The sequence below is a fragment of the Geodermatophilus sp. SYSU D00779 genome, from assembly GCF_054050595.1.
Genome location: NZ_JBJGZQ010000002.1, coordinates 126,850 through 146,953 on the forward strand (window position 1 = coordinate 126,850; position 20,104 = coordinate 146,953).

The following is a 20,104-nucleotide window of genomic DNA, read 5'->3' on the forward strand; positions in this document are numbered from 1 at the left end:
CAGGCAGGCCGGGCGCACACGGCCACTGTGCGCCTCGACCAGGCCCGCCGTCAACCGAGCCGTCTCACGCAGTGGGAACGCGTGTCGTCAGACGTGGGACGGCGCGCGGTCGCCGTCCCGCACGCCCCCGACCGGCCCGACGAGCACCGCGGCCAGGTCGGCGGGGGGCACCGGACGGCCGAGCAGGTGGCCCTGCAGGAACCGGCAGCCCAGCCGGCGCAGCGCCGCGAGCTGTCCGGGCGTCTCCACGCCCTCGGCGACGACGTCCAGGCCGAGGGTGCGGCCCAGCTCGACGACGCTGGCGACGACGGCCGCGGTGCGCGGGTCGTCCTCGATGCGGGCCACGAACTCACGGTCCATCTTGAGGACGTCGACGGGCAGCCGGGACAGCCGCGCCAGGGTGGAGTGGCCCGTGCCGAAGTCGTCGATGGAGATGACGCAGCCGGCCTCGCGCAGCGCGGCGAGCTCGCGCTCGACGCGGTCCTCGGCGTCGACGAGCACCGACTCGGTGATCTCCAGCATCAGCCGGGAGGCCGGCACGCCGGAGGCGGCGAGCGCCCGCGCGACGTCGGCGGCCAGGCAACCGGCCTGCAGGTGCCGGACGGAGACGTTCACCCCCAGCTTCAGGTCGTGCCCCTGCGCCAGCAGCGGTGCCAGGGCCGCGGTCGCGGCGCCGAGCACCCAGCGCTGCAGCGGCACGACGAGGCCCTCGTCCTCGGCCACCCCGACGAACTCCTCCGGGGGGACGTCGCCCAGCTCGCGGTGCCGCCAGCGCACCAGGGCCTCCACGCCGAGCACGCGGCCCTCCTCCACGCCGACGACCGGCTGGAGCACCACCGACAGGCCGCCGTCGGCGATCGCCTCGGGCAGGTCCCGGGCCAGCCGGGCGCGCCGGTCGACGACCCGGACCAGCGCCTCGCCGGTGGTCCGGACGCAGTTCTTGCCGGCGGCCTTGGCCGCCCGCAGTGCCAGGTCGGCCCGCCGCACGGCCTCGGCGGGGTCCCCGCCCACGGGCAGCTCGGCCACGCCCACGCTGCCGGAGACCGCGAACACCAGCCCACCGCGGCCGCTGCCGTCGGGAGCCGGTGGGCGGTGCTCGCGGTCGAGCAGCACGACCAGCCGCTCGGCCAGCACGGCCGCCTCGTCCCGCCCGGCGCGCACGAGGACGGCGAACTCGTCGCCGCCGAGCCGGGCGACGACGTCGTCGTCCCGCGCGGCCGCCCGCAGCGTCTCGGCCACCTCGCAGAGCAGCCGGTCGCCCTCGTCGTGGCCGGCGACGTCGTTCACCGCCTTGAAGCCGTCGAGGTCGACGAGCAGCAGGCAGCCGGGGGTGGTGCCGGCGGACACCTCACCGAGCGCCGCCATGAAGCGGGCGCGGTTGGGCAGGCCGGTGAGGAAGTCGGTGTAGGCCATCCGCTCCAGCTCGCGCTGGGTCGAGCTGCGGTCGGTGACGTCGCGCAGGTGCAGCACCAGGCCGCCGCGGTCGCCGGCGCCGGACACCCCGGCCGGGGCGGCGCCGGAGGGGGCGGCCCCGGTGAGCTCGACGTCACGCCAGCCACCGCCGCGGGCGCGCAGCCGCGCGGTCGTGGGCAGCAGGCCCACCGTGGTGCCGCCGCGGACGGCCTGCGCGACCCGGGGGACGAGGTCGCGGTCCTCCTCGTCGAGCAGATCGGCGAGCAGTCGCCCGGTCAGGTCGCGGTCGGTCCAGCCGAGCTGGGCCTCCACGGCACCCGAGGCCCAGCCGATGCGGCCGGTGCCGTCGAGGACGACGGTGACCGCGTCGCCGCTGTGCACCAGAGCGCGGAAGTAGCCCTCGGTGCGCAGCAGGCGCCGGGTGAGCCGGTAGCCGTCGCCGGCCCACAGCACGGTGCGCAGCGAGGTGAGGGCGACCAGCGCCGCTCCCCCGCCGGCCTCCACCGGGTCGATCCCCCGCCCGGCCAGCACGCCGGCGAGGAGCAGCAGCAGCACGCTCGAGGCCACGCCGGAGGCCAGCACCAGGCCGCGGAGCGCGACGATCGGCCGGTCGAGGTCCGGCGTCGTCGGCTCGCCGGGGTCCGACCGCACGGCCAGCACGCTCGCGGCCAGCATGGCCATCCAGGCCTGCTCGGTGACGACGGTGGCGGCGGTGCTGCCCAGCGTCCGGCCGAGCGCACCGCCGATCGCGACGGCCGCCATCGCGACGGAGGCGGCGAGCAGCCAGACCGCTGCTCCGCGGCGCGCGCCGCGGACCCCGGTGACGGTGACCAGCCCGACGCCGACGAGGACGGCCCCGACCCCCGGGTAGCCGACGGCGATCAGCCCGTCGGCCGCGCCCTCGACACCGGTGAGCAGCGCGGCCAGCAGCACGTGGCCGGACACGGCCACCGCCAGCGTCGCGATGAGGCCGTCGAGCACCGTGCGCCAACCGGGCCACCGGCGCGACCGCGGCGGCAGCAGCCGGAGCGCGGCCAGCGCGGCGAGCGGCACCGCCAGCAGCATCGGCACGTCCTCGGCGCCGCCGAACTCCAGGTCCGCGCCGGCGCGGACGGTGGCGAGGACCTGGCCCACGGCCAGCAGGCCCAGCGCTCCCCCCAGCGCCCGCCACGGCCGCGCGGACCGGCCCGGCAGCCGGGCGGCGCCGCGCCCGGCCACGACCGCGGCCGCGCCGGAGCCGAGGGCCAGGCAGGCGGGGACGAGCGCGGGCGCCAGCGGGGAGCGGGTCAGCTCCAGGACGGCCGTGGCCGCGGCGAGCAGCCCGAGCAGGACGAGGACCGGACCCGCAGCTCGGACGGCGGGCATCAGCGGGACCCGACGAGGCCCGGCCAGAGCTGTCCGGCGCCCTCGTCGAGCATGCCGACGAGGTCGAGCAGGCGCATCGGCCGCGCCAGCAGGAAGCCCTGCGCGAAGCCGCAGCCCGCGGCGCGCAGCGCGCCCAGCTGGGCCGGCGTCTCCACGCCCTCGGCGACGACGTCCAGACCCGACGCCCCGGCGATCGCCACGACCGACTCGCACAGCGCGCGGGCCTTCGGGTCGCGGTCGACGCGCAGCACGAACGCGTGGTCGAGCTTGAGCACGTCGATCGGCAGCCGGGTCAGGTGCGCCAGCGACGACCGGCCGGTGCCGAAGTCGTCGAGCGCCACGTGCACGCCCATGAGGCGCAGCGCCTCGATGTCCACGGCCACGTGCTCGCCCTCGGACATCAGCGTCGCCTCGGTGATCTCCAGGATCAGCCGCTCGGGCGCCAGCCCGGTCGCCTGCAGCACGGCGGCGACGTCGCGGACCAGGGTGCGCGCGGCGACGTGCGAGGCGGAGATGTTCACGCCCAGCCGCAGCGGCACGGGGCCGTGCGGGAGGGTCAGCACGGCCTCGGCGGCGGTCTCCAGCGCCCAGCGCTGCAGCTCGCCGATCACGCCGGCGCGCTCGGCGATCGGCACGAACTCCGCCGGGGGCACCTCGCCGAGCTGGGGGTGCTGCCAGCGCAGCAGCGCCTCGACACCGGTGACCCGCCGCTCGCTCAGCGAGACCACCGGCTGGAAGAGCACCGAGAGCTCGCCGCGGTCCCAGGCGCCGGGCAGGTCCTCGCGCAGCCGGGCACGCCGCTCGGCGGCGCTGCCCAACGCCGGCCGGTAGCGCAGCGCGGTGCCCGTGCCGGCGGCGGCCGCCGCCCGGACGGCGAGCTCGGCGCGGGTCATGAGGTCGGCGACCGACTCGGCGGCGCCCAGGTCCACCACGCCGATGGCGGCGCTGAGGTCGAAGAGCCCGGCGGCGGTGTCCAGCGGCTGCTCGATCACCGACAGGCAGCGGTCGGCCAGCAGGTCGACCGCGTGCGGCGCGCCCTCGGCCAGGACGGCGAAGGCGCCACCGCCCACCCGGGTGACCGCGTCGCAGCCGCGCACGGTGGCCCGCAGTCGCCGGCCGACCTCGACCAGCACCGCGGTGACGACGTCCCGGCCGGCGTCCTCGCGCACCTCGTCGAGGCCGTCGAGCTCGACCAGCAGCAGGCTGCGGCAGGTGGTCCCGGCCTCGGCGAGGGCCGCCTCGAGCCGCTGCTCGCAGCCGGCCCGGTTCGGCAGCCCGGTGACCGGGTCGGTGAACGCGACCTGCTCGAGCGCCCGCTCGCGTGCGACCCGCTCGGTGGTGTCGCGGCAGTGCAGCACGACGGCGCCCACGACGGTGTCCGAGCGCAGGTCGGTGAAGCTGGCCTCCAGGTGCCGCCAGGTGCCGTCTGCGTGCCGCAGCCGCAGCGGCAGCACGCCGGGGGGCGTCGCGTCGCCGGCCGCCGGCAGGAGGGCCCGGGCGACGGGCAGCGCGTCCTCGGGGTGCACCAGTTCGAGCAGGTCGGCGCCCACGGGCACCGCGGTGGGGCTGCCGAGCGTCGTCCCCAGGGTCGCCGAGGACCAGGTGACCCGCAGGTCGCCGTCGAGGACGAGGACGGCGTCGCTGCTGGCGGCGACCAGGGAGCGGAAGTACGCCTCGCTGCGCCGCAGCCGGGCGCCGAGGAGCTGCTCGTCACGGGCGGTCAGCCAGCGGTGCAGCACGGCGAGGACGGCGCACAGCGAGCCACCGACGGCGATCACCGGGCTGATCCGGTGACCGGTCAGCGACACCGCGGCCGCCCCGAAGCAGGCGACCGTCATCGCCAGGTGCGGCAGCAGCTGGCGCAGGTGCGTGGAGCGGCCGGTCCGCGGCCGCGGGGAGGCGTCCGGGCACGGGCCCGGATCGAGCAGGACGGCGGCGCCGAGCAGCACCAGCCCGCCGGCGACGAGGAAGCGGCCGACGTCGCCGACGGCGTGCTCCTCCGTCAGCATCGCCGAGGTGCCCAGCGCCCGGCCGGGGGCGAGCAGCGCCGTCGCGGCCAGCAGCACCAGCGCCATGGGCTGGCGGCGGCTCTCGATGACGCCCAGGAGGAGGACGGCGGCGGCCACCGTGGCCGAGGTGACGACGACGGCCGCGGCGAGGACGACACGCCCGCTCGGGTCGAGGTCCAGCCAGCTGACCTCGGGGCCGAGCACCAGCACCTGCACGACGAGCACGCAGGCGATGAGGAAGAGGGTGAGCTCGACGGCCGGACGGGCTCCGCCGCGCAGCCGCGAGGGGGCGACGAGGGTGAGGATGCCGAGGACGGCGAGCACGTAGCCGGGGACGGTGGGCAGCCAGCGCAGGGCCACCTGCTCCAGCGGGGAGTCCGGTGCCGCGACCGCGACCGCGACCAGGCCGACCACCGGCATCAGCGGGGCCAGGGCGAACAGCCGCCAGCCCCGCCACCCGGCATGCTTCGACCGCCCGGCGGTCCACAGCACGATCGCGGTGGCGATGCCGAGCGCGCCGAGGGCGAGGTCGCCGACGTGTCCCGGGCCCGGCGTGCTCGCGGACACCGCACAGGCGGTCCCCACGGGCACGGTGCTCCCGACGAACCACCACCTCAGCTTGTCCACACCTGCTCAGTCGGCAGGCAGCCGGGGCGACGACAGGGGGACGGACCCGGTGCTCACCCCTCCGGGTGACGGCCTCGCGCCCGGTGACGTGCTGGAGCGGCCCCCTCCAGGGCCCCGCAGGCCCCGTCCGGAGGCTCACCCCGAGCTCGCGAGGGGTGGGAGGGACGGGGTCCTTCCCCGAAGGGTGGGGTGGGAGGGCGGCCCCCTTGCCGGGTCCCGCCGCGAGCCTGGTGACGTACTGGAACGGCCCCCTTCCAGGGTCCCGCCCTGAGCGTGCGAAGGGTGGGGTGGAAGGGGGTCCTTCACTCAGCCGCAGACCGCGCCCTGCGCCGCCGAGCTCACCAGCTTGGCGTACTTGCCGAGGACGCCGGTGGTGTAGCGCGGGGGCAGCGGCGTCCACCCGGCCCGGCGGCGGGCCAGCTCGTCCTCGTCGACCAGCAGGTCGAGGGTGCGGGCGGCGAGGTCCAGCCGGATGCGGTCGCCGTCCTGCACGAACGCGATCGGGCCGCCGTCGGTGGCCTCGGGCGCGACGTGACCGACGCACAGGCCCGTCGTCCCACCGGAGAACCGGCCGTCGGTGAGCAGCAGGACGTCCTTGCCCAGGCCCGCGCCCTTGATGGCGCCGGTGACGGCGAGCATCTCACGCATGCCCGGCCCGCCCCGGGGGCCCTCGTAGCGGATCACCACGACGTCGCCGGCCTTCAGCGTGCCGTCGGTGACGGCGTCCATGGCGCCCTGCTCGCCGTCGAAGACGCGCGCGGTGCCCTCGAAGACGTCGGCGTCGAAGCCGGCCGACTTCACCACCGCGCCGTCCGGGGAGAGGGAGCCGCGCAGGATCGTCAGGCCACCGGTCCGGTGGATCGGGTTGTCCATGGCGTGGACGATCGTGCCGTCCAGGTCCGGCGGGGCGATCTCGGCGAGGTTCTCGGCCATGGTCTTCCCGGTCACGGTCAGGACGTCGCCGTGCAGCAGGCCGGCGTCGAGCAGCGCCCGCAGCACGACCGGGACGCCGCCGACGCGGTCGATGTCGGTCATCACGAACCGGCCGAAGGGCTTGACGTCGGCCAGGTGCGGGGTGCGGTCGCCGATCCGGTTGAAGTCCTCGAGCGTGAGGTCGACCTGGGCCTCGTGCGCGATGGCCAGCAGGTGCAGGACGGCGTTGGTCGAGCCCCCCAGCGCCATGACCACGGTGATCGCGTTCTCGAACGCCTCCCGGGTCATGATCTGCCGGGCGGTGATCCCCTGGCGCAGCAGGTTGACCACGGCCTCGCCGGAGGCGATCGCGACGGCGTCGCGGCGGCTGTCCGGCGCCGGCGGCGCGGCGCTGCCGGGCAGCGCCATCCCCAGCGCCTCGGCGACGCTGGCCATCGTGTTGGCGGTGTACATGCCGCCGCAGGAGCCCTCGCCGGGGCAGGCCGCCTTCTCGATGGCGTCCAGCTCCTCACGGCTGATGAGCCCGCGGGCGCAGGCGCCGACGCCCTCGAAGACGTCGATGATCGTCAGGTTGTCCCGGTCGCCGAGCCGTCCGGGCAGGATCGAGCCGGAGTAGACGAAGACACTGGCCAGGTCGAGGCGGGCGGCGGCCATCAGCATGCCCGGCAGCGACTTGTCGCAGCCGGCGAGCAGGACGGTGCCGTCGAGCCGCTCGGCGAAGACCACCGTCTCCACCGAGTCGGCGATGACCTCGCGGGAGACCAGCGAGGCGCGCATGCCCTCGTGGCCCATCGAGATGCCGTCGGAGACTGAGATGGTGCCGAACTCCAGCGGGTAGCCGCCGGCGGCGTGCACGCCCTCCTTGGCCCGCTTGGCCAGCCGGTCCAGCGAGAGGTTGCACGGGGTGATCTCGTTCCAGGACGAGGCGACGCCGATCTGCGGCTTCTCCCAGTCGTCGTCACCCATGCCGACCGCACGCAGCATCGCCCGCGCCGGGGCCTTGGCGATGCCGTCGGTCACCTCGTAGCTGCGCGGCTTGAGGGGGCTGTGCGTCGCACTGTGGGACTCGTGTCCCGGGATGAGGTCCTCGCCGATGGTCACGTCCGGCGACTCTATGCCGATCCGCCCGATCCGCCGAGAGAGCGTCGACACTGGTATCGACACCACCACCGACCCGGAGGGAACGTCGTGTCCGCCACCGCCCGGCGCGAGCTGGCCGAGTTCCTCCGCTCCCGCCGTCGCCAGGTCGACCCCCGGGTCGCCGGGGTGCCCGCCGGCGGTCCGCGGCGCACGCCGGGGTTGCGCCGGGAGGAGGTCGCGCTGCTCTCCGGCGTGAGCCACACCTGGTACACGTGGCTCGAGCAGGGCCGCGACATCCGGCCGTCCCGGCAGGTGGTCGACGCGCTGGCCCGTACCCTGCGGATGTCACCGGCCGAGCACGAGTACGTGCTGCGGCTGACCGGACACGGCGGCACCGCCCCGGCGGGCGCGGCCGAGGGCATGCCGGCCCACGTGCAGCGGCTGCTCGACGCGCTGGGCCCCTCCCCCGCGTACGCGATCACCGCCGACTGGACCATCGTCGGCTGGAACCGCGCCTACGAGCGGCTCTACCCCGGGGTGGCCGCCGTGCCCGCGGCCGAGCGGAACCTGCTGTGGCTGGTGTTCACCGACCCCGCCGTCCGTTCCCTGCTGGCCGACTGGGCGGGCGACAGCCGCCGCTTCCTCACCCAGTTCCGCGCCGAGGTGGGCCCCCGGCTGGCCGACCCGGAGGTGGTCGACCTGGTGGCCCGGCTGGAGGCGGCCAGCCCGCACTTCCGCACCGGCTGGGCCAGCCACGACGTGGACCGGTTCAGCTCCTCGGAGCGGCGCTTCGAGCACCCCCGGGTCGGGACGCTGCTGCTCGAGCACCACCAGCTCACGCCCGCCGACGCACCGGGCCTGCAGCTGGTCGTCTACACCGCCGCCGAGGGCGGGGACGCCGCCGACCGGCTGGCGCGGCTGTCGGCCTGAGCCGGTCTGGGAGGATGTGCAGACGTGGCGACAGCGCGTCTGCGGATGAACCGGGTGGCGCTGCTGCCGGTCGTCCTCCTCGTGGTCTGCGTCCTGCCCCTGGCGTTCGCCGCCGGGTGGACGCTGGTCTTCCTGCTGGTCCCCCTCCTGGCCGCGGCGTACGTCCTGCGGACCGGGGTGGACGTCGGCGACGGCGGCGTCACGGTGCGCTCGCTGGCCGGCTCGCGCGCGGTGCCGTGGGGCGACGTGGCCGGCATCCGCGTCGGTGAGCGCGGCGACCTGTGGCTGGTGACCGTCCGCGGCACCGAGCTGCGGCTGCCGGTGCTGCGCGCCCGCGACCTGCCGTGGCTGGCCGCCGTCTCCGGTGGCCGCATCCCCGCGCCCGGACCCGCCTGACGGGCACCGGGCCCGACCGGCCGTCAGACCGGGTGGACGTCGACGAGACCGTCCAGGCCGGCGAAGTCGCCCGGGTTGCGCGTCGCGACTGCGAGACGGTTCGCGCGAGCCACTGCGGCGATGAGCAGATCGAACTGCCGCCGCCGCGGCTGTCGCCCGGACCGGCGGACCGCCGAGACGATCTCACCGAAGGCGCGCGCGGCTGCTGCGTCGACCGGGATCGGGTCGTAGAGGGCTTCGATCTCCTGCACGTGCCGCTGACGGCGGGCGCGCTCGGCGTCGTCGTCGGTGACCAGCGGACCGGCGGCGAGCTCGGCCAGGGTCACGACGCTGATCGCCGTCGTCTCGGGGAGAGCCGCGACCACGGCGGGGTCGGGGAGGTCGAGGACGACGGAGGTGTCGAGCAACCACGGGGGTTCCGCCGCTCCCGACGCAGGACTCAGAGGTCGGCCCACGGGTCGGCCACGTCGTCGAGGTCGGCGCGGTACCGCGCCGCATCCAGGGGATCGAGCCGGCGCGCGACCTCGGCCAGCCGGTCCCGGTGCACGACGCGCTGCCGCCCAGCCGGGAGCGGGCGCAGTTCGGCGACGGGCACCCCGTTGCGGGTCACGACGAAGGTCTCGCCGGCCTCCACCCTCCGGATGACCTCGGCGTTGTCGTTCCTCAGCTCGCGCTGGGCGATCTCGGCCACGGACGTACTGTAGCACCGGGTGCTACAGCGCATCTCCCCAGCCGCTGCGGGCGAATCGCTCCCAGCGCGCGCACGTACTGTTCCAGGGGTGAGCCGGCAGCGCGCGCGACGGGGACGGGGGCTGGTCGCCGCCCTGCTGGCCGTCGTCCTGGCCGGGTGCGGCAGCGACGGCTACGAGCCCGCCGGCCCCTTCCGGCCGCAGCCGGAGGGCCCGCCGCCGCAGGTCGGCCCGCCCACGGAGTCCTCGCAGGCGCCCGCCCCGGGTGATCCCGCCGACCCCGAGTCGGAGGAGGAGGCCGGCGACCCGAACGTGGTGGCCTCCGGCCTGACCGTGCCCACCGGGCTGGTGGTGCTGCCCGACGGCAGCGCGGTCGTCGGGGAGCGCGAGACCGGGCGGCTGCTGCAGGTCTTCCCCGACCGCTCCCCCGCCCGCGAGCTCATGACCGTCGGGGGCATCGACACCGCCGGGGACGGCGGCCTGCTCGGCCTGGCCATCTCGCCGACCTTCACCGAGGACGGGCTCTTCTACGCCTACGTCTCGACGGCCACCGACAACCGGGTGGTCCGCTTCCCGATGGGCGGCACCCCCAACCCCGTGCTCACCGGCATCCCGCGCGGCGGGACGCACAACGGCGGCGGGCTGGTCTTCGCCCCCGACGGCACGCTGTTCGTCGGCACCGGCGACACCGGCGACGCGGGCCTGGCCCAGGACCCCGCCTCGCTGGCCGGCAAGGTGTTGCACGTCGACGTCTTCGGCCGCCCGGTGGGCGCCGGCCCCGTGTACAGCACCGGCCACTCCGACGTGACCGCGCTGTGCCTGGGCGGCGAGGAGGCGCTCTACGCCACCGACGACTCCGCCCAGGGGCCCGACGAGCTCGACGCCGTCCCCGAGGGCAGCGACGCCGGCTGGCCCACGGCGGGCCCGGACAGCACCGACCCCGTCGTGGAGTTCGACCCCGCGGAGGGCGGCCTGGCCGGGTGCGCGGTCGCCGGGCGCACCGTCTTCCTCGGGGCGCTGGACGGCCGGCGCATCCACACGGTGCAGCTCGACAGCAGCGGCGCGGTCACCGAGGAGCCCGGCGCGTTCCTCACCGACCGGTACGGCCGGCTGCGCACCGTCGTCCTCGACGGCGAGGGCGCGCTGTGGGTCACGACGTCCAACAAGGACGGCGTCGGCACCCCGGCCGAGGACGACGACCGCGTGCTGCGCGTCTTCCCGCCGGGCGGGGCCTCCGACTCGCCGCTGTAGGAGCTCCTCGACGACCATGGCGCCGTGACCACCCTCGTGGTGGACGGGGTGGTCACGGCGCCATGATCGCGGGAGTCAGCTCCCGACCACGCGCTCCTCGAGCATGCGCTTCACGGTCGCGGCGTCGGCCTTGCCGCGGGTGGCCTTCATGACGGCGCCGACCAGCGCACCGAGAGCCTGCACCTTGCCGCCCCGGACCTTGGCGACGACGTCGGGCGCCCCGGCGATCGCGGCCTCCACGGCGGCGACCAGCTCGTCGGACTCCCCCATCACCGCCAGGCCGCGAGCCTCGACGACCTGCGCCGGGTCGCCCTCGCCGGCCAGCACGCCGTCGAGCGCCTGGCGGGCCAGCTGGTCGTTGATCGTGCCCTCGGCCACGAGGCGCGTGAGCTCGGCGACCTGACGCGGGGTGACGGCGAGCTCGCCGAGCTCCACCCCGGCGTCGTTGGCCCGGCGGGCCAGCTCGCCCAGCCACCACTTGCGGGCGTCGGCCGGCGTCGCGCCGGCGGCGACGGTGGCGTCGACCAGGCCGAGGGCACCGGCGTTGACCAGCCAGGCCATCTCGGTGGCCGACAGGCCCCACTCCTCCTGCAGCCGCGCGCGACGGGCGGCGGGCAGCTCGGGCAGCTCGGCGGCCAGCTTCTCGACCCACTCGGCGTCCGGCGCGACCGGCACCAGGTCGGGCTCGGGGAAGTACCGGTAGTCGGTCGCCTCCTCCTTGCTCCGGCCCGGCGAGGTGCTGCCGGTGTCCTCGTGGAAGTGCCGGGTCTCCTGCAGCACGCGGCCCCCGGCGTCCAGGACGGCGGCCTGGCGGCGCATCTCGTACCGGACCGCCCGCTCGACGCTGCGCAGCGAGTTGACGTTCTTGGTCTCGGTGCGGGTGCCCCACTCGAGGGCGCCGACCGGTGCCAGCGAGGTGTTCACGTCGCAGCGCAGGCTGCCCTGCTCCATCCGGACGTCGGAGGCGCCCAGGGTCTGGATGATCTCGCGCAGCTCGGTGACGTAGGCGCGGGCGACCTCGGGGGCCTTCGCGCCGGCGCCCGGGACGGGCCGGGTGACGATCTCGACCAGCGGGATGCCGGCCCGGTTGAAGTCGACCAGCGAGTGCGAGGCGCCGTGGATGCGGCCGGTGGCGCCACCGACGTGCAGGTTCTTGCCGGTGTCCTCCTCGAGGTGCACCCGCTCGATCTCCACGCGGTACGTCTCGCCGTCCACCTCGACGTCGAGGTGCCCTGCGGTGCACAGCGGCTCGTCGTACTGGCTGGTCTGGAAGCCCTTGGGGATGTCCGGGTAGAAGTAGTTCTTCCGGGCGAAGCGGCACCACGACGCGATCCGGCAGCCCAGCGCCAGCCCGATGCGGATGGTCGCCTCGATGGCGGCGGCGTTGGCCACCGGCAGCGAGCCGGGCAGGCCCAGGCAGACCGGGCAGGTCTGGGTGTTGGGCTCGGCGCCGAAGGTCGTGGCGCAGCCGCAGAACATCTTCGACGCGGTGCCCAGCTCGACGTGGGTCTCCAGGCCGATGACCGGCTCGTAGCGGGTGAGGAGCTCGTCGTAGTCCACGAGGCGGTCTGCGGCGTGGGAGGACGGGGCCTGCGCGGTGGTCATGAGGGGTCGTTCTCCTTGCGGACGGAGCGGCCGGTCAGCACGGCGCCGACGGCGGTGAGCACGCCCAGGACGAGGAAGACGGCGAAGAAGGCCTCGCCGGTGAGGATCCAGCCGACCAGGCCCACGAGGACGACGAACGCGGTGAGGCCCCACGCGGCCTTGAGCGCCCCGTTCACGCGGGCGCCTCCGCCCGGCTGGTGAGCTGGTCGAGGAACCGGGAGCCGCGGGCGGCGTCCAGCGCCGCCTCGACCGCGGCGGCGACCCGGTAGCAGCGGTCGTCGGCCAGGGCGGGGGCCATGACCTGGAAGCCGACCGGCAGCCCCTCGGACAGCCCGCACGGCACCGAGATCGCCGGCAGCCCGGCGAGGCTGGCCGGCAGGGTGCACAGGTCGGCGGCGTACATCGCCAGCGGGTCGTCGACGCGCGCGCCGATCGGCCAGGCGACCGTCGGGCTGGTCGGGCTCACGAGCACGTCGACGTCGTCGAACGCGGCGGTGAAGTCCCGGGTGATCAGCGTGCGGACCTTCTGCGCCTGCCCGTAGTAGGCGTCGTAGTAGCCGGCCGACAGGGCGTAGGTGCCGAGCACGATCCGCCGCTTGACCTCGGGGCCGAAGCCCTGCTCGCGGGTCAGCGACATGACCTCCTCGAGGGAGCGGCTGCCGTCGTCCCCCACCCGCAGGCCGAAGCGCATGCCCTCGAAGCGGGCGAGGTTGGACGACGCCTCGCTGGGCGCGATCAGGTAGTAGGCCGGCAGCGCCAGGTCGAACGCCGGGCAGGACACCTCGCGCACCTCGGCGCCCATGCCCGCCAGCAGCTCGACGGTCTCCCGCACGCGGTCCAGGACGCCGGCGTCGTAGCCCTCGGTGTGCCCGTCGCCGCCGAGCTCGCGGACGACGCCCACGCGCAGGCCGGCCAGCTCGCCGCGCGCGCCCTCCTGCACGGCCTTCACCAGCACCGGCGCGGGGGCGTCGATGCTGGTGGAGTCGCACCGGTCGTGCCCGCCGATCGCCTCGTGCAGGACGGCGGCGTCGAGCACGGTGCGCGCCATCGGGCCGGCCTGGTCGAGGCTGGAGGAGAACGCGATCAGGCCGTAGCGGGAGACCGCGCCGTAGGTGGGCTTGTGCCCGACCAGCCCGGTCATCGCGGCCGGCTGGCGGATCGAGCCGCCGGTGTCGGTGCCCAGCGCCCACGGGGCCAGCCCGCCGGCGACCGCCGCCGAGGACCCGCCCGACGAGCCGCCGGGGATCCGGTCGGGGTCCCACGGGTTGCGGGTCGGGCGGTAGGCGGAGTTCTCGGTGGAGGAGCCCATCGCGAACTCGTCCATGTTGGTCTTGCCGAGCAGCACCGTGCCGGCCGCCTTGAGCCGGGCGGCCACGGTCGCGTCGTACGGCGGGCGCCAGCCCTCGAGGATCTTCGAGCCACTGGTCGTGGGCACGCCCTGGGTGACGAAGACGTCCTTGAGCGCCACCGGCAGGCCGGACAGCGGGCCGAGCTGCTCACCCTCGGCGCGGGCGACGTCGACCTCGGCGGCGCGGGCCAGCGCGGCCTCGGCGTCGACGTGCAGGTAGGCGCCGAGGACGTCGTCCTGCGCGGCGATCCGGTCGAGGTAGGCCTGCGTGAGCTCCACCGAGCTGGTCTCGCCGGCGGCCAGCCGGCGGCCGAGCTCGGCGGCGTCCAGGGTCGTCAGGTCGGTGTCCATCGGGGTGCTCACTCCTCCTCCCCCAGGATCTGCGGCACGCGGAAGCGGTCGTCCTCGGCCGCCGGGGCCTCCGCGAGGACGACGTCCCGCGGCAGGCTCGGGGTGACGACGTCCTCGCGGGTGACGTTGGTCAGCGGCACCGCGTGGGTCATCGGGGGGACGTCCTCGACGTCGGCCTTGCCGACCTCGGCGACCGCGTCGAGCACCGCGGACAGCTGCCCGGCGAAGTGGTCGAGCTCCTCGTCGGTGAGGGCGAGCCGGGCCAGTCGGGCCAGGTGCGCGACGTCGTCGCGCCCGAGTCCGGCGGTGACCTCGCGGCCGAGCGCGGCGGGTGCCTGCGGCTCGGCCGTCTCCTGCGGGGAGGGGGTGCTCATGCTGGGGCGGAACTCTCCTCGGTCGGCGCTCGACGGGCGCTCGTCACCACGTTCGGAACCCCGCCACTGTACGTGCCGGGCCGTCCGCGCCGGTCGGCCGGAGGCGGCTCCGGGGAGGTCGCTCGACCCGCGGGTGGTCGATGGGGGAAGCTGACGCCGCCCGCGATCGACGGAGATCGGCCCGACCCTCGAGCACGGAGGAACCGTGTCCTATCTCCTGCGGCTGGTCGTGCCCGACCGCCCCGGCATCCTCGGCGCCGTGGCCACGGCGCTGGGTGAGGCGGGCATCGACATCGTCTCCGTCGACGTGCTCGAACGCGGCGGTGGCGTCGCGGTCGACGATGTCGTCGTGGACCTGCCCCGCGACCGGCTGCCCGACAGCCTGATCACCACCGCGCAGTCCGTGCCGGGAGTGCAGGTCGAGTCGCTGCGCCCCTTCGCCGGGCCGCTCGACACCCACCGCGAGCTGGAGCTGCTGGAGGCGCTGTCCCGGGCGGCCGAGGGCACCGCCGCCAAGTTGCTGGCCGCCGAGCTGCCGCGGGTGTTCCACAGCGGCTGGGCCGTCGTCCTCTGCGGGGACGGCGACGGCCCGTGCGAGGTGCTGGCCGCCTCCGACGCCGCGCCCTCCTTCGACGGGATGACCGTGCCCTGGCTGCCGCTGTCCAGCGCGCGGCTGCTGCCCAGCGAGGACGCCTGGCTGCCGGAGCGCTGGCGGGAGATGGCCATCGAGATGATGGCCACCCCGTTCGGCAGCCCGCGGACGGCGGTGGTCATCGGCCGCTCCGGAGGACCGGCGTTCCGCCGCTCGGAGCTGCTCCGGCTGGTGCACCTCGCCGGCATCGCCGCGAGCGTCGCCCACCTGCCCCCGGCCTGAGGCCCCACCGGCCCCGTCAGGGAGCCGGGGTCCTCCTCAGCGGGGTGTCTGCTGGTGCAGGGCGAGCCGCCACCGGCCGCCCCGGCGCACGTAGACGCTGCTCATGAGCGCCGAGTAGGGCGCGGCGCCGCCGCGCCGGGCCACCACGCCGTACGTCACCACCGCGGCGTCCTCGCCGAGCGGCAGGACCCGGGGGCTCTCGAGGTCGTAGGCCGCCCACGGGGGGGGGCCGGCCAGAGAGGCGATGACGGTGGCGCGGTCGTCGAGCCGCAGTCCGCCGGGCAGCAGCATGACCACCTCCTCGTCGAGGACCCGCTCGTAGAAGGCGGTCGCTGCCCCCGGACCGTCGGACAGCGCCCGCCAGCCCTCCTCCTCGAGCGCGATCAGCTCCGCGTCGACCACCCGTCTCCCCCTACCCAGCGCCGTTCCCGATGGTGGCGACGGCGCGGGCCGCGTCCGGCCCCTCGTCGAGCAGCACCCGGAAGCCGTCGTCGTCCAGGATCGGCGCCTTGACCTGCACCGCCTTGTCGTACTTGCTGCCCGGGTCGGCCCCGACGACGACGAACCCGGTCTTCTTGCTGACCGACCCGGTGACCTTGCCGCCGCGCTCCTGGATCGCGGCGATGGCCTGGTCGCGGCTGTGGTCGCGCAGCGAGCCGGTGACGACGACGGTGACCCCGGTGAGCGGCCCCGGTCCGTCGCCCTCCCCGTCGTCGGCCATCCGGACCCCGGCGGCCCGCCACTTCTCGACCACCTCGCGGTGCCAGTCGACGGTGAACCAGTCCTTGACCGAGCGGGCGATCGTGGGCCCCACGCCGTCAGCGGCGGCGAGCTCCTCCTCGGAGGCCTCGGCGATGCGGTCCAGCGAGCGGAAGTCGCGGGCCAGCGCCTGCGCCGCCGTCGGGCCGACGTGCCGGATGGAGAGCGCGACCAGCACCCGCCACAGCGGCACGTCCTTGCGGGTCTGCAGGTTGGCCAGCAGCTTGCGCCCGTTGGCCGAGAGGTCGCCGTCCTTCCTGGTGAAGAACGCGGTGCGGCACAGCGCCGCCTCGTCGAGGAAGAACAGGTCACCCTCGTCCTGCAGCAGGCCGCCCTGCAGCAGCGCGATCGCCGCCTCGTAGCCCAGGTTCTCGATGTCGAACGCACCCCGGCCGGCCACGTGGAAGACGCGCTCCCGCAGCTGCGCGGGGCAGGACCGGGCGTTCGGGCAGCGGATGTCGGCGTCGCCCTCCTTCTCCGGCCGCAGCTCCGTGCCGCACTCGGGGCAGTGCGTCGGCATCACGAACTCGCGCTCGTCGCCGGTGCGCGCGGCGACGACGGGACCGAGCACCTCGGGGATCACGTCGCCGGCCTTGCGGATGACGACGGTGTCGCCGATCAGCACGCCCTTGCGCTTGACCTCGCTGGCGTTGTGCAGCGTGGCCAGCTGCACCGTCGACCCGGCGACCTTCACCGGCTCCATGTACGCGAACGGCGTCACCCGCCCGGTGCGCCCCACGTTGACCCGGATGTCGAGCAGCTTGGTGGTGGCCTCCTCCGGCGGGTACTTGAAGGCGATCGCCCACCGGGGCGCGCGCGAGGTCGAGCCCAGCCGCCGCTGCAGCGCCACCTGGTCGACCTTGACCACCACGCCGTCGATCTCGTGCTCCACCGAGTGCCGCTGCTCGCGGTAGCGCTCGATGTAGGCCCACACGCCCTCGAGGCCGTCGAGCACCTCGAACCGGTCGCTCACCGGCAGCCCCAGCTCGCGCAGCCGGGCGTAGGCCTCCGACTGCCGCTCGGGCGAGAACCCCTCGCGGGCACCGAGGCCGTGCACCACCAGGCGCAGCGGCCGGGAGGCGGTGATCCGCGGGTCCTTCTGGCGCAGCGAGCCCGCGGCCGCGTTGCGCGGGTTGGCGAACGGCGCCTTGCCCTGCTCGACCATGCCCGCGTTGACGTCGGCGAAGGCGGCCACCGGGAAGTAGATCTCGCCGCGCACCTCGAGCAGCGGCGGGACGGTGCCGTCGTCCGGGTCGCCGGTGAGCTGCTGCGGGACGTCGTCCATCGTGCGCACGTTGGCGGTGACGTCCTCCCCCGTGACGCCGTCCCCCCGGGTGGCCGCGCGCACCAGCCGGCCGCGCTCGTAGACCAGGTCCACCGCGACGCCGTCGACCTTCAGCTCGCACAGGTAGACCGCCGCGGAGCCGACCTCCCGCTCGACGCGGGCGGCCCAGGCCGACAGCTCGTCGCCGGAGAACGCGTTGTCCAGGCTCTGCATCCGCTCCAGGTGCCGCACCGGGGCGAACGTGGCGGTGAAGCCGCCGTTGACCTTCTGGCTCGGCGAGTCCGGCGTGACCAGCGCCGGGTGGGCGGCCTCGATCGCCTTGAGCTCGCCCATGAGCTCGTCGTACTGGCCGTCGCTGACCAGCGGCGCGTCCTGCACGTAGTAGGCGAACGCGTAGCGGTCGAGCTCCTCGGACAGGTCGCGGTGCCGGGTCCGCGCCTCGTCGGGGACCTCGGTGACGTCCTCCCGCTCGGCGGCGGCCTCCACCCGTGGGGCGTCGGCCAGCGGCTGGTCCAGCTCGGCGTCGGTGGTCACGGCGGAACGGTAACCGGCGGGTCCGACGGCGAACCGACCGTCACCCAGCTGTGTGCATCACTCCGGCAGCAGGTACCGCGCGGCCTCGCGGACGTGGGTCATCGCCCTGCGCGCGTAGCCGGGTGTCGCGCCGGCCAGGCCGCACGACGGGGTGAGGGTGACGGCCTCGTGCAGCTCGTCGGCGGGGAAGCCGAGCTCGCGCCACCACGCCTGCAGCCGCGACGCGGTCGCCCTCGGTGCGGGCAGCGGGGCGTCGGTGCCCGGGACGACGCCCGGGAACAGGTGGGTGCCGGCCTCGACGGCGGTGCCGAGCGCGTCGAGGTCCTGCACGAGCCCGAGGTCGAAGGAGACGGCGTCCGCCCCCGCGGCGTGGAGGAGCCCCAGCGGCGCGCGGTCGGCGCAGCAGTGCACCACCACGGGGCCGGGCAGCGCGTCGACGACGGCGGCGAGCTCCTGCTCCACCACCGGCGCATCGACGGCGGGCAGCCTCCCCCACCCGCTCGCGGTGGGCAGCGCGCCGGCGAGGACGGCGGGCAGCGACGGCTCGTCCAGCTGCACGACGACCTGCGCACCCGGTACCCGCGCGGACACGGCGGCGACGTGCGCGGCGAGACCCTCCGTGAGCGACTGGGCGAGGTCCCGGCGCGCACCCGGGTCGACGACGGCGCGGTCACCGCGGGTGCGCTCCAGGCCGGCGGCCAGCGTCCACGGGCCGGTGGCCTGCACCTTGAACGGCCCGGTGTAGCCCTCGGCGACGTCGTACAGCGCGTCGAGGTCGCGGGCCAGCAGCTCCCCGGCCCGGCGCTGGTCCATCCCCGGCCGCGGCACCAGCCGCCAGCCCGCGGGCGTCAGCTCGACCGCGAGGTCCACGAGCAGCGCGGCGCTGCGCCCGACGAGGTCCGCGCCGGCGCCGCGGCCGGGCAGCTCCGGCAGGTGCGCGAACTCGGGCAGCTCGCCGGTGACCACCCGCAGCGCCTCGACCGGGTCGGTGCCGGGCAGCGAGCCGACCCCGGTGGCCGGACCCCACGACGGGCGCGCGGGCGCCGGCTCCTCCTCGGCGGACGGGTCGACCGGTGGGACGGGGTCGATCGGTGGGGTCACGGCGGCGACGGTAGTCCGCGCGTCGCCGCCCGGGGCCGTACGGCTAGGCGGTGGCGAGGACCGTGCCCTGGCCCAGCACCAGGTCGCCGCGCTCGGCGTCGGGGGCGTAGAGCACCGCCGACTGCCCGGGCGCCACGCCGCGCTGCGGCGACCCCAGCAGCAGCCGCAGGCCGCCGTCGTCCCCCGCGGTCACCCGGCACGGCACGGGGGTGCCGTGCGCCCGCAGCTGGACCTCCGCGGGGAACGGCAGCGCGGGCGCGGTGCCCGTCCAGGTCGGCGGCGCGGTGCGGACCTCCTCGACCCCGGCGAGGTCGGCGGTGCCGATGGTCACGGTGCGGGTCACCGGCTCGATGCCGAGCACGTAGCGGGGCCGGGAGTCGCCGACGGCGACGCCGAGCCCGCGCCGCTGGCCGACGGTGAAGCCGTAGGCCCCCGCGTGCTCCCCCACCGTCGCGCCGGTGGCGGCGTCCACGACCGGCCCGGGCTGCGCGCCGAGCCGCCGGGCGAGGAAGCCGCGGGTGTCGCCGTCGGGGATGAAGCAGATGTCGTGCGAGTCGGCCTTGGTGGCCACCGCGAACCCGCGCTCGGCGGCGATCTCGCGCACCCGCTGCTTGGTCATCGAGCCCAGCGGGAAGACCGCGCCGGCCAGCTGGTCGGCCGTGAGGACGGCGAGCACGTAGGACTGGTCCTTGGCCGCGTCGACCGACCGCCGCAGCTCCCCGCCGGCCAGCCGCGCGTGGTGGCCGGTGACGACCGCGTCGAAGCCGAGCGCCCGGGCCCGGTCCAGCACCGCGGAGAACTTGATCTTCTCGTTGCAGCGCAGGCACGGGTTGGGCGTGCGGCCGGCGGCGTACTCGGCGACGAAGTCCTCGACGACGTCCTCGGTGAAGCGCTCGGCGAGGTCCCAGACGTAGAACGGGATGCCCAGCTCGTCGGCGACCCGGCGGGCGTCGTGCGCGTCCTCGACGCTGCAGCAGCCGCGGGCGCCGCTGCGCAGCGTCTGGCGGTCCGGCGAGAGCGCCAGGTGGACGCCGGTGACGTCGTGCCCGGCGTCGACGGCCAGCGCCGCGGCGACCGCGGAGTCCACGCCGCCGCTCATCGCGGCCAGGACCCTCATGACGACTCCTGATCGGCTCCGCGGTCGCTCCGCTCCTCGCTCGCAGAGCTCGCTGCGGTGCTC

The 20,104-nt window shown here is 75.8% G+C and carries 17 protein-coding genes; 4 read left to right on the top strand and 13 right to left on the bottom strand.

Annotated features, from left to right (window positions below):
• Nucleotides 1–87 precede the first annotated feature (87 nt).
• The 3 genes from ACI79G_RS01975 to ilvD all read right to left on the bottom strand — a co-directional run bounded on the left by ACI79G_RS01975 (nt 88) and on the right by ilvD (nt 7,448).
• Nucleotides 88–2,778 carry a putative bifunctional diguanylate cyclase/phosphodiesterase gene (locus ACI79G_RS01975; protein WP_456879209.1) on the bottom strand — a complete coding sequence of 897 codons (2,691 nt, stop codon included), beginning with the start codon at nt 2,776–2,778 and terminating at the stop codon, nt 88–90.
• Entirely contained in the window at nt 2,778–5,354 is a 2,577-nt protein-coding gene (locus tag ACI79G_RS01980) for a putative bifunctional diguanylate cyclase/phosphodiesterase (RefSeq protein WP_456879211.1), read from the bottom strand. The genes ACI79G_RS01975 and ACI79G_RS01980 overlap by 1 nt, the downstream gene beginning before the upstream one ends.
• Before the next feature lie 366 nt (nt 5,355–5,720).
• Nucleotides 5,721–7,448: a dihydroxy-acid dehydratase gene (ilvD, locus tag ACI79G_RS01985; RefSeq protein WP_091212557.1), complete on the bottom strand. Its 1,728-nt coding sequence runs from the start codon at nt 7,446–7,448 to the stop codon at nt 5,721–5,723.
• 87 nt (nt 7,449–7,535) lie between these two features.
• Between ilvD and ACI79G_RS01990 the strand changes: the two genes are divergently transcribed.
• Entirely contained in the window at nt 7,536–8,357 is an 822-nt protein-coding gene (locus ACI79G_RS01990; RefSeq protein ID WP_456879213.1) for a helix-turn-helix transcriptional regulator, read from the top strand.
• A 24-nt stretch (nt 8,358–8,381) separates the two neighbouring features.
• Nucleotides 8,382–8,753 (top strand): PH domain-containing protein, encoded by a 372-nt coding sequence (locus ACI79G_RS01995; RefSeq protein ID WP_456879215.1) that lies wholly within the window; start codon nt 8,382–8,384, stop codon nt 8,751–8,753.
• 23 nt (nt 8,754–8,776) lie between these two features.
• Here ACI79G_RS01995 and ACI79G_RS02000 read toward each other — a convergent pair whose 3' ends face one another.
• A complete protein-coding gene (locus tag ACI79G_RS02000; protein WP_456879216.1) occupies nt 8,777–9,160 on the bottom strand; it encodes a PIN domain-containing protein in 384 nt (127 codons plus the stop codon).
• 32 nt (nt 9,161–9,192) lie between these two features.
• On the bottom strand, nt 9,193–9,444 hold the full coding sequence (locus tag ACI79G_RS02005) for a type II toxin-antitoxin system Phd/YefM family antitoxin (RefSeq protein WP_091212565.1): 252 nt from the start codon (nt 9,442–9,444) through the stop codon (nt 9,193–9,195).
• An 88-nt stretch (nt 9,445–9,532) separates the two neighbouring features.
• Between ACI79G_RS02005 and ACI79G_RS02010 the strand changes: the two genes are divergently transcribed.
• The gene (locus tag ACI79G_RS02010) at nt 9,533–10,693 is read left to right on the top strand and encodes a PQQ-dependent sugar dehydrogenase (RefSeq protein WP_456879219.1); all 1,161 of its coding nucleotides are present in this window, start codon (nt 9,533–9,535) and stop codon (nt 10,691–10,693) included.
• A 75-nt stretch (nt 10,694–10,768) separates the two neighbouring features.
• On the opposite strand, the gene gatB is transcribed toward ACI79G_RS02010, so the two are convergent.
• Genes gatB through gatC form a run of 4 tightly spaced genes read right to left on the bottom strand, consistent with a single transcriptional unit; the run spans nt 10,769 to nt 14,371 of the window.
• Nucleotides 10,769–12,298 (bottom strand): Asp-tRNA(Asn)/Glu-tRNA(Gln) amidotransferase subunit GatB, encoded by a 1,530-nt coding sequence (gene gatB, locus ACI79G_RS02015; protein ID WP_456879221.1) that lies wholly within the window; start codon nt 12,296–12,298, stop codon nt 10,769–10,771.
• Nucleotides 12,295–12,474, bottom strand: coding sequence for a hypothetical protein (locus ACI79G_RS02020; RefSeq protein ID WP_091212573.1), 180 nt, complete (start codon nt 12,472–12,474; stop codon nt 12,295–12,297). Before ACI79G_RS02020 ends, gatB begins: the two co-directional genes overlap by 4 nt.
• Complete coding sequence (gene gatA / locus ACI79G_RS02025; protein ID WP_456879223.1) at nt 12,471–13,997, bottom strand: Asp-tRNA(Asn)/Glu-tRNA(Gln) amidotransferase subunit GatA; 1,527 nt, start codon at nt 13,995–13,997, stop codon at nt 12,471–12,473. The genes ACI79G_RS02020 and gatA overlap by 4 nt, the downstream gene beginning before the upstream one ends.
• Nucleotides 13,998–14,005: 8 nt before the next feature.
• Nucleotides 14,006–14,371, bottom strand: a complete 366-nt coding sequence (gene gatC / locus ACI79G_RS02030; protein WP_456879225.1) for an Asp-tRNA(Asn)/Glu-tRNA(Gln) amidotransferase subunit GatC — start codon at nt 14,369–14,371, stop codon at nt 14,006–14,008.
• 205 nt (nt 14,372–14,576) lie between these two features.
• Between gatC and ACI79G_RS02035 the strand changes: the two genes are divergently transcribed.
• A complete protein-coding gene (locus ACI79G_RS02035; protein WP_456879226.1) occupies nt 14,577–15,245 on the top strand; it encodes an ACT domain-containing protein in 669 nt (222 codons plus the stop codon).
• Nucleotides 15,246–15,281: 36 nt separating this feature from the next.
• Here ACI79G_RS02035 and ACI79G_RS02040 read toward each other — a convergent pair whose 3' ends face one another.
• From ACI79G_RS02040 to mnmA, 4 genes are read right to left on the bottom strand one after another with little or no spacing between them, the layout of a single operon-like run.
• Nucleotides 15,282–15,647: a nuclear transport factor 2 family protein gene (locus ACI79G_RS02040; RefSeq protein ID WP_456879228.1), complete on the bottom strand. Its 366-nt coding sequence runs from the start codon at nt 15,645–15,647 to the stop codon at nt 15,282–15,284.
• 10 nt (nt 15,648–15,657) lie between these two features.
• Nucleotides 15,658–17,823 (bottom strand): NAD-dependent DNA ligase LigA, encoded by a 2,166-nt coding sequence (gene ligA, locus ACI79G_RS02045; protein ID WP_456879230.1) that lies wholly within the window; start codon nt 17,821–17,823, stop codon nt 15,658–15,660.
• 57 nt (nt 17,824–17,880) lie between these two features.
• On the bottom strand, nt 17,881–18,924 hold the full coding sequence (locus tag ACI79G_RS02050; protein ID WP_456879231.1) for a methionine synthase: 1,044 nt from the start codon (nt 18,922–18,924) through the stop codon (nt 17,881–17,883).
• Between the two features lie 43 nt (nt 18,925–18,967).
• Nucleotides 18,968–20,041: a tRNA 2-thiouridine(34) synthase MnmA gene (gene mnmA / locus ACI79G_RS02055; protein ID WP_456879232.1), complete on the bottom strand. Its 1,074-nt coding sequence runs from the start codon at nt 20,039–20,041 to the stop codon at nt 18,968–18,970.
• Nucleotides 20,042–20,104 lie beyond the last annotated feature (63 nt).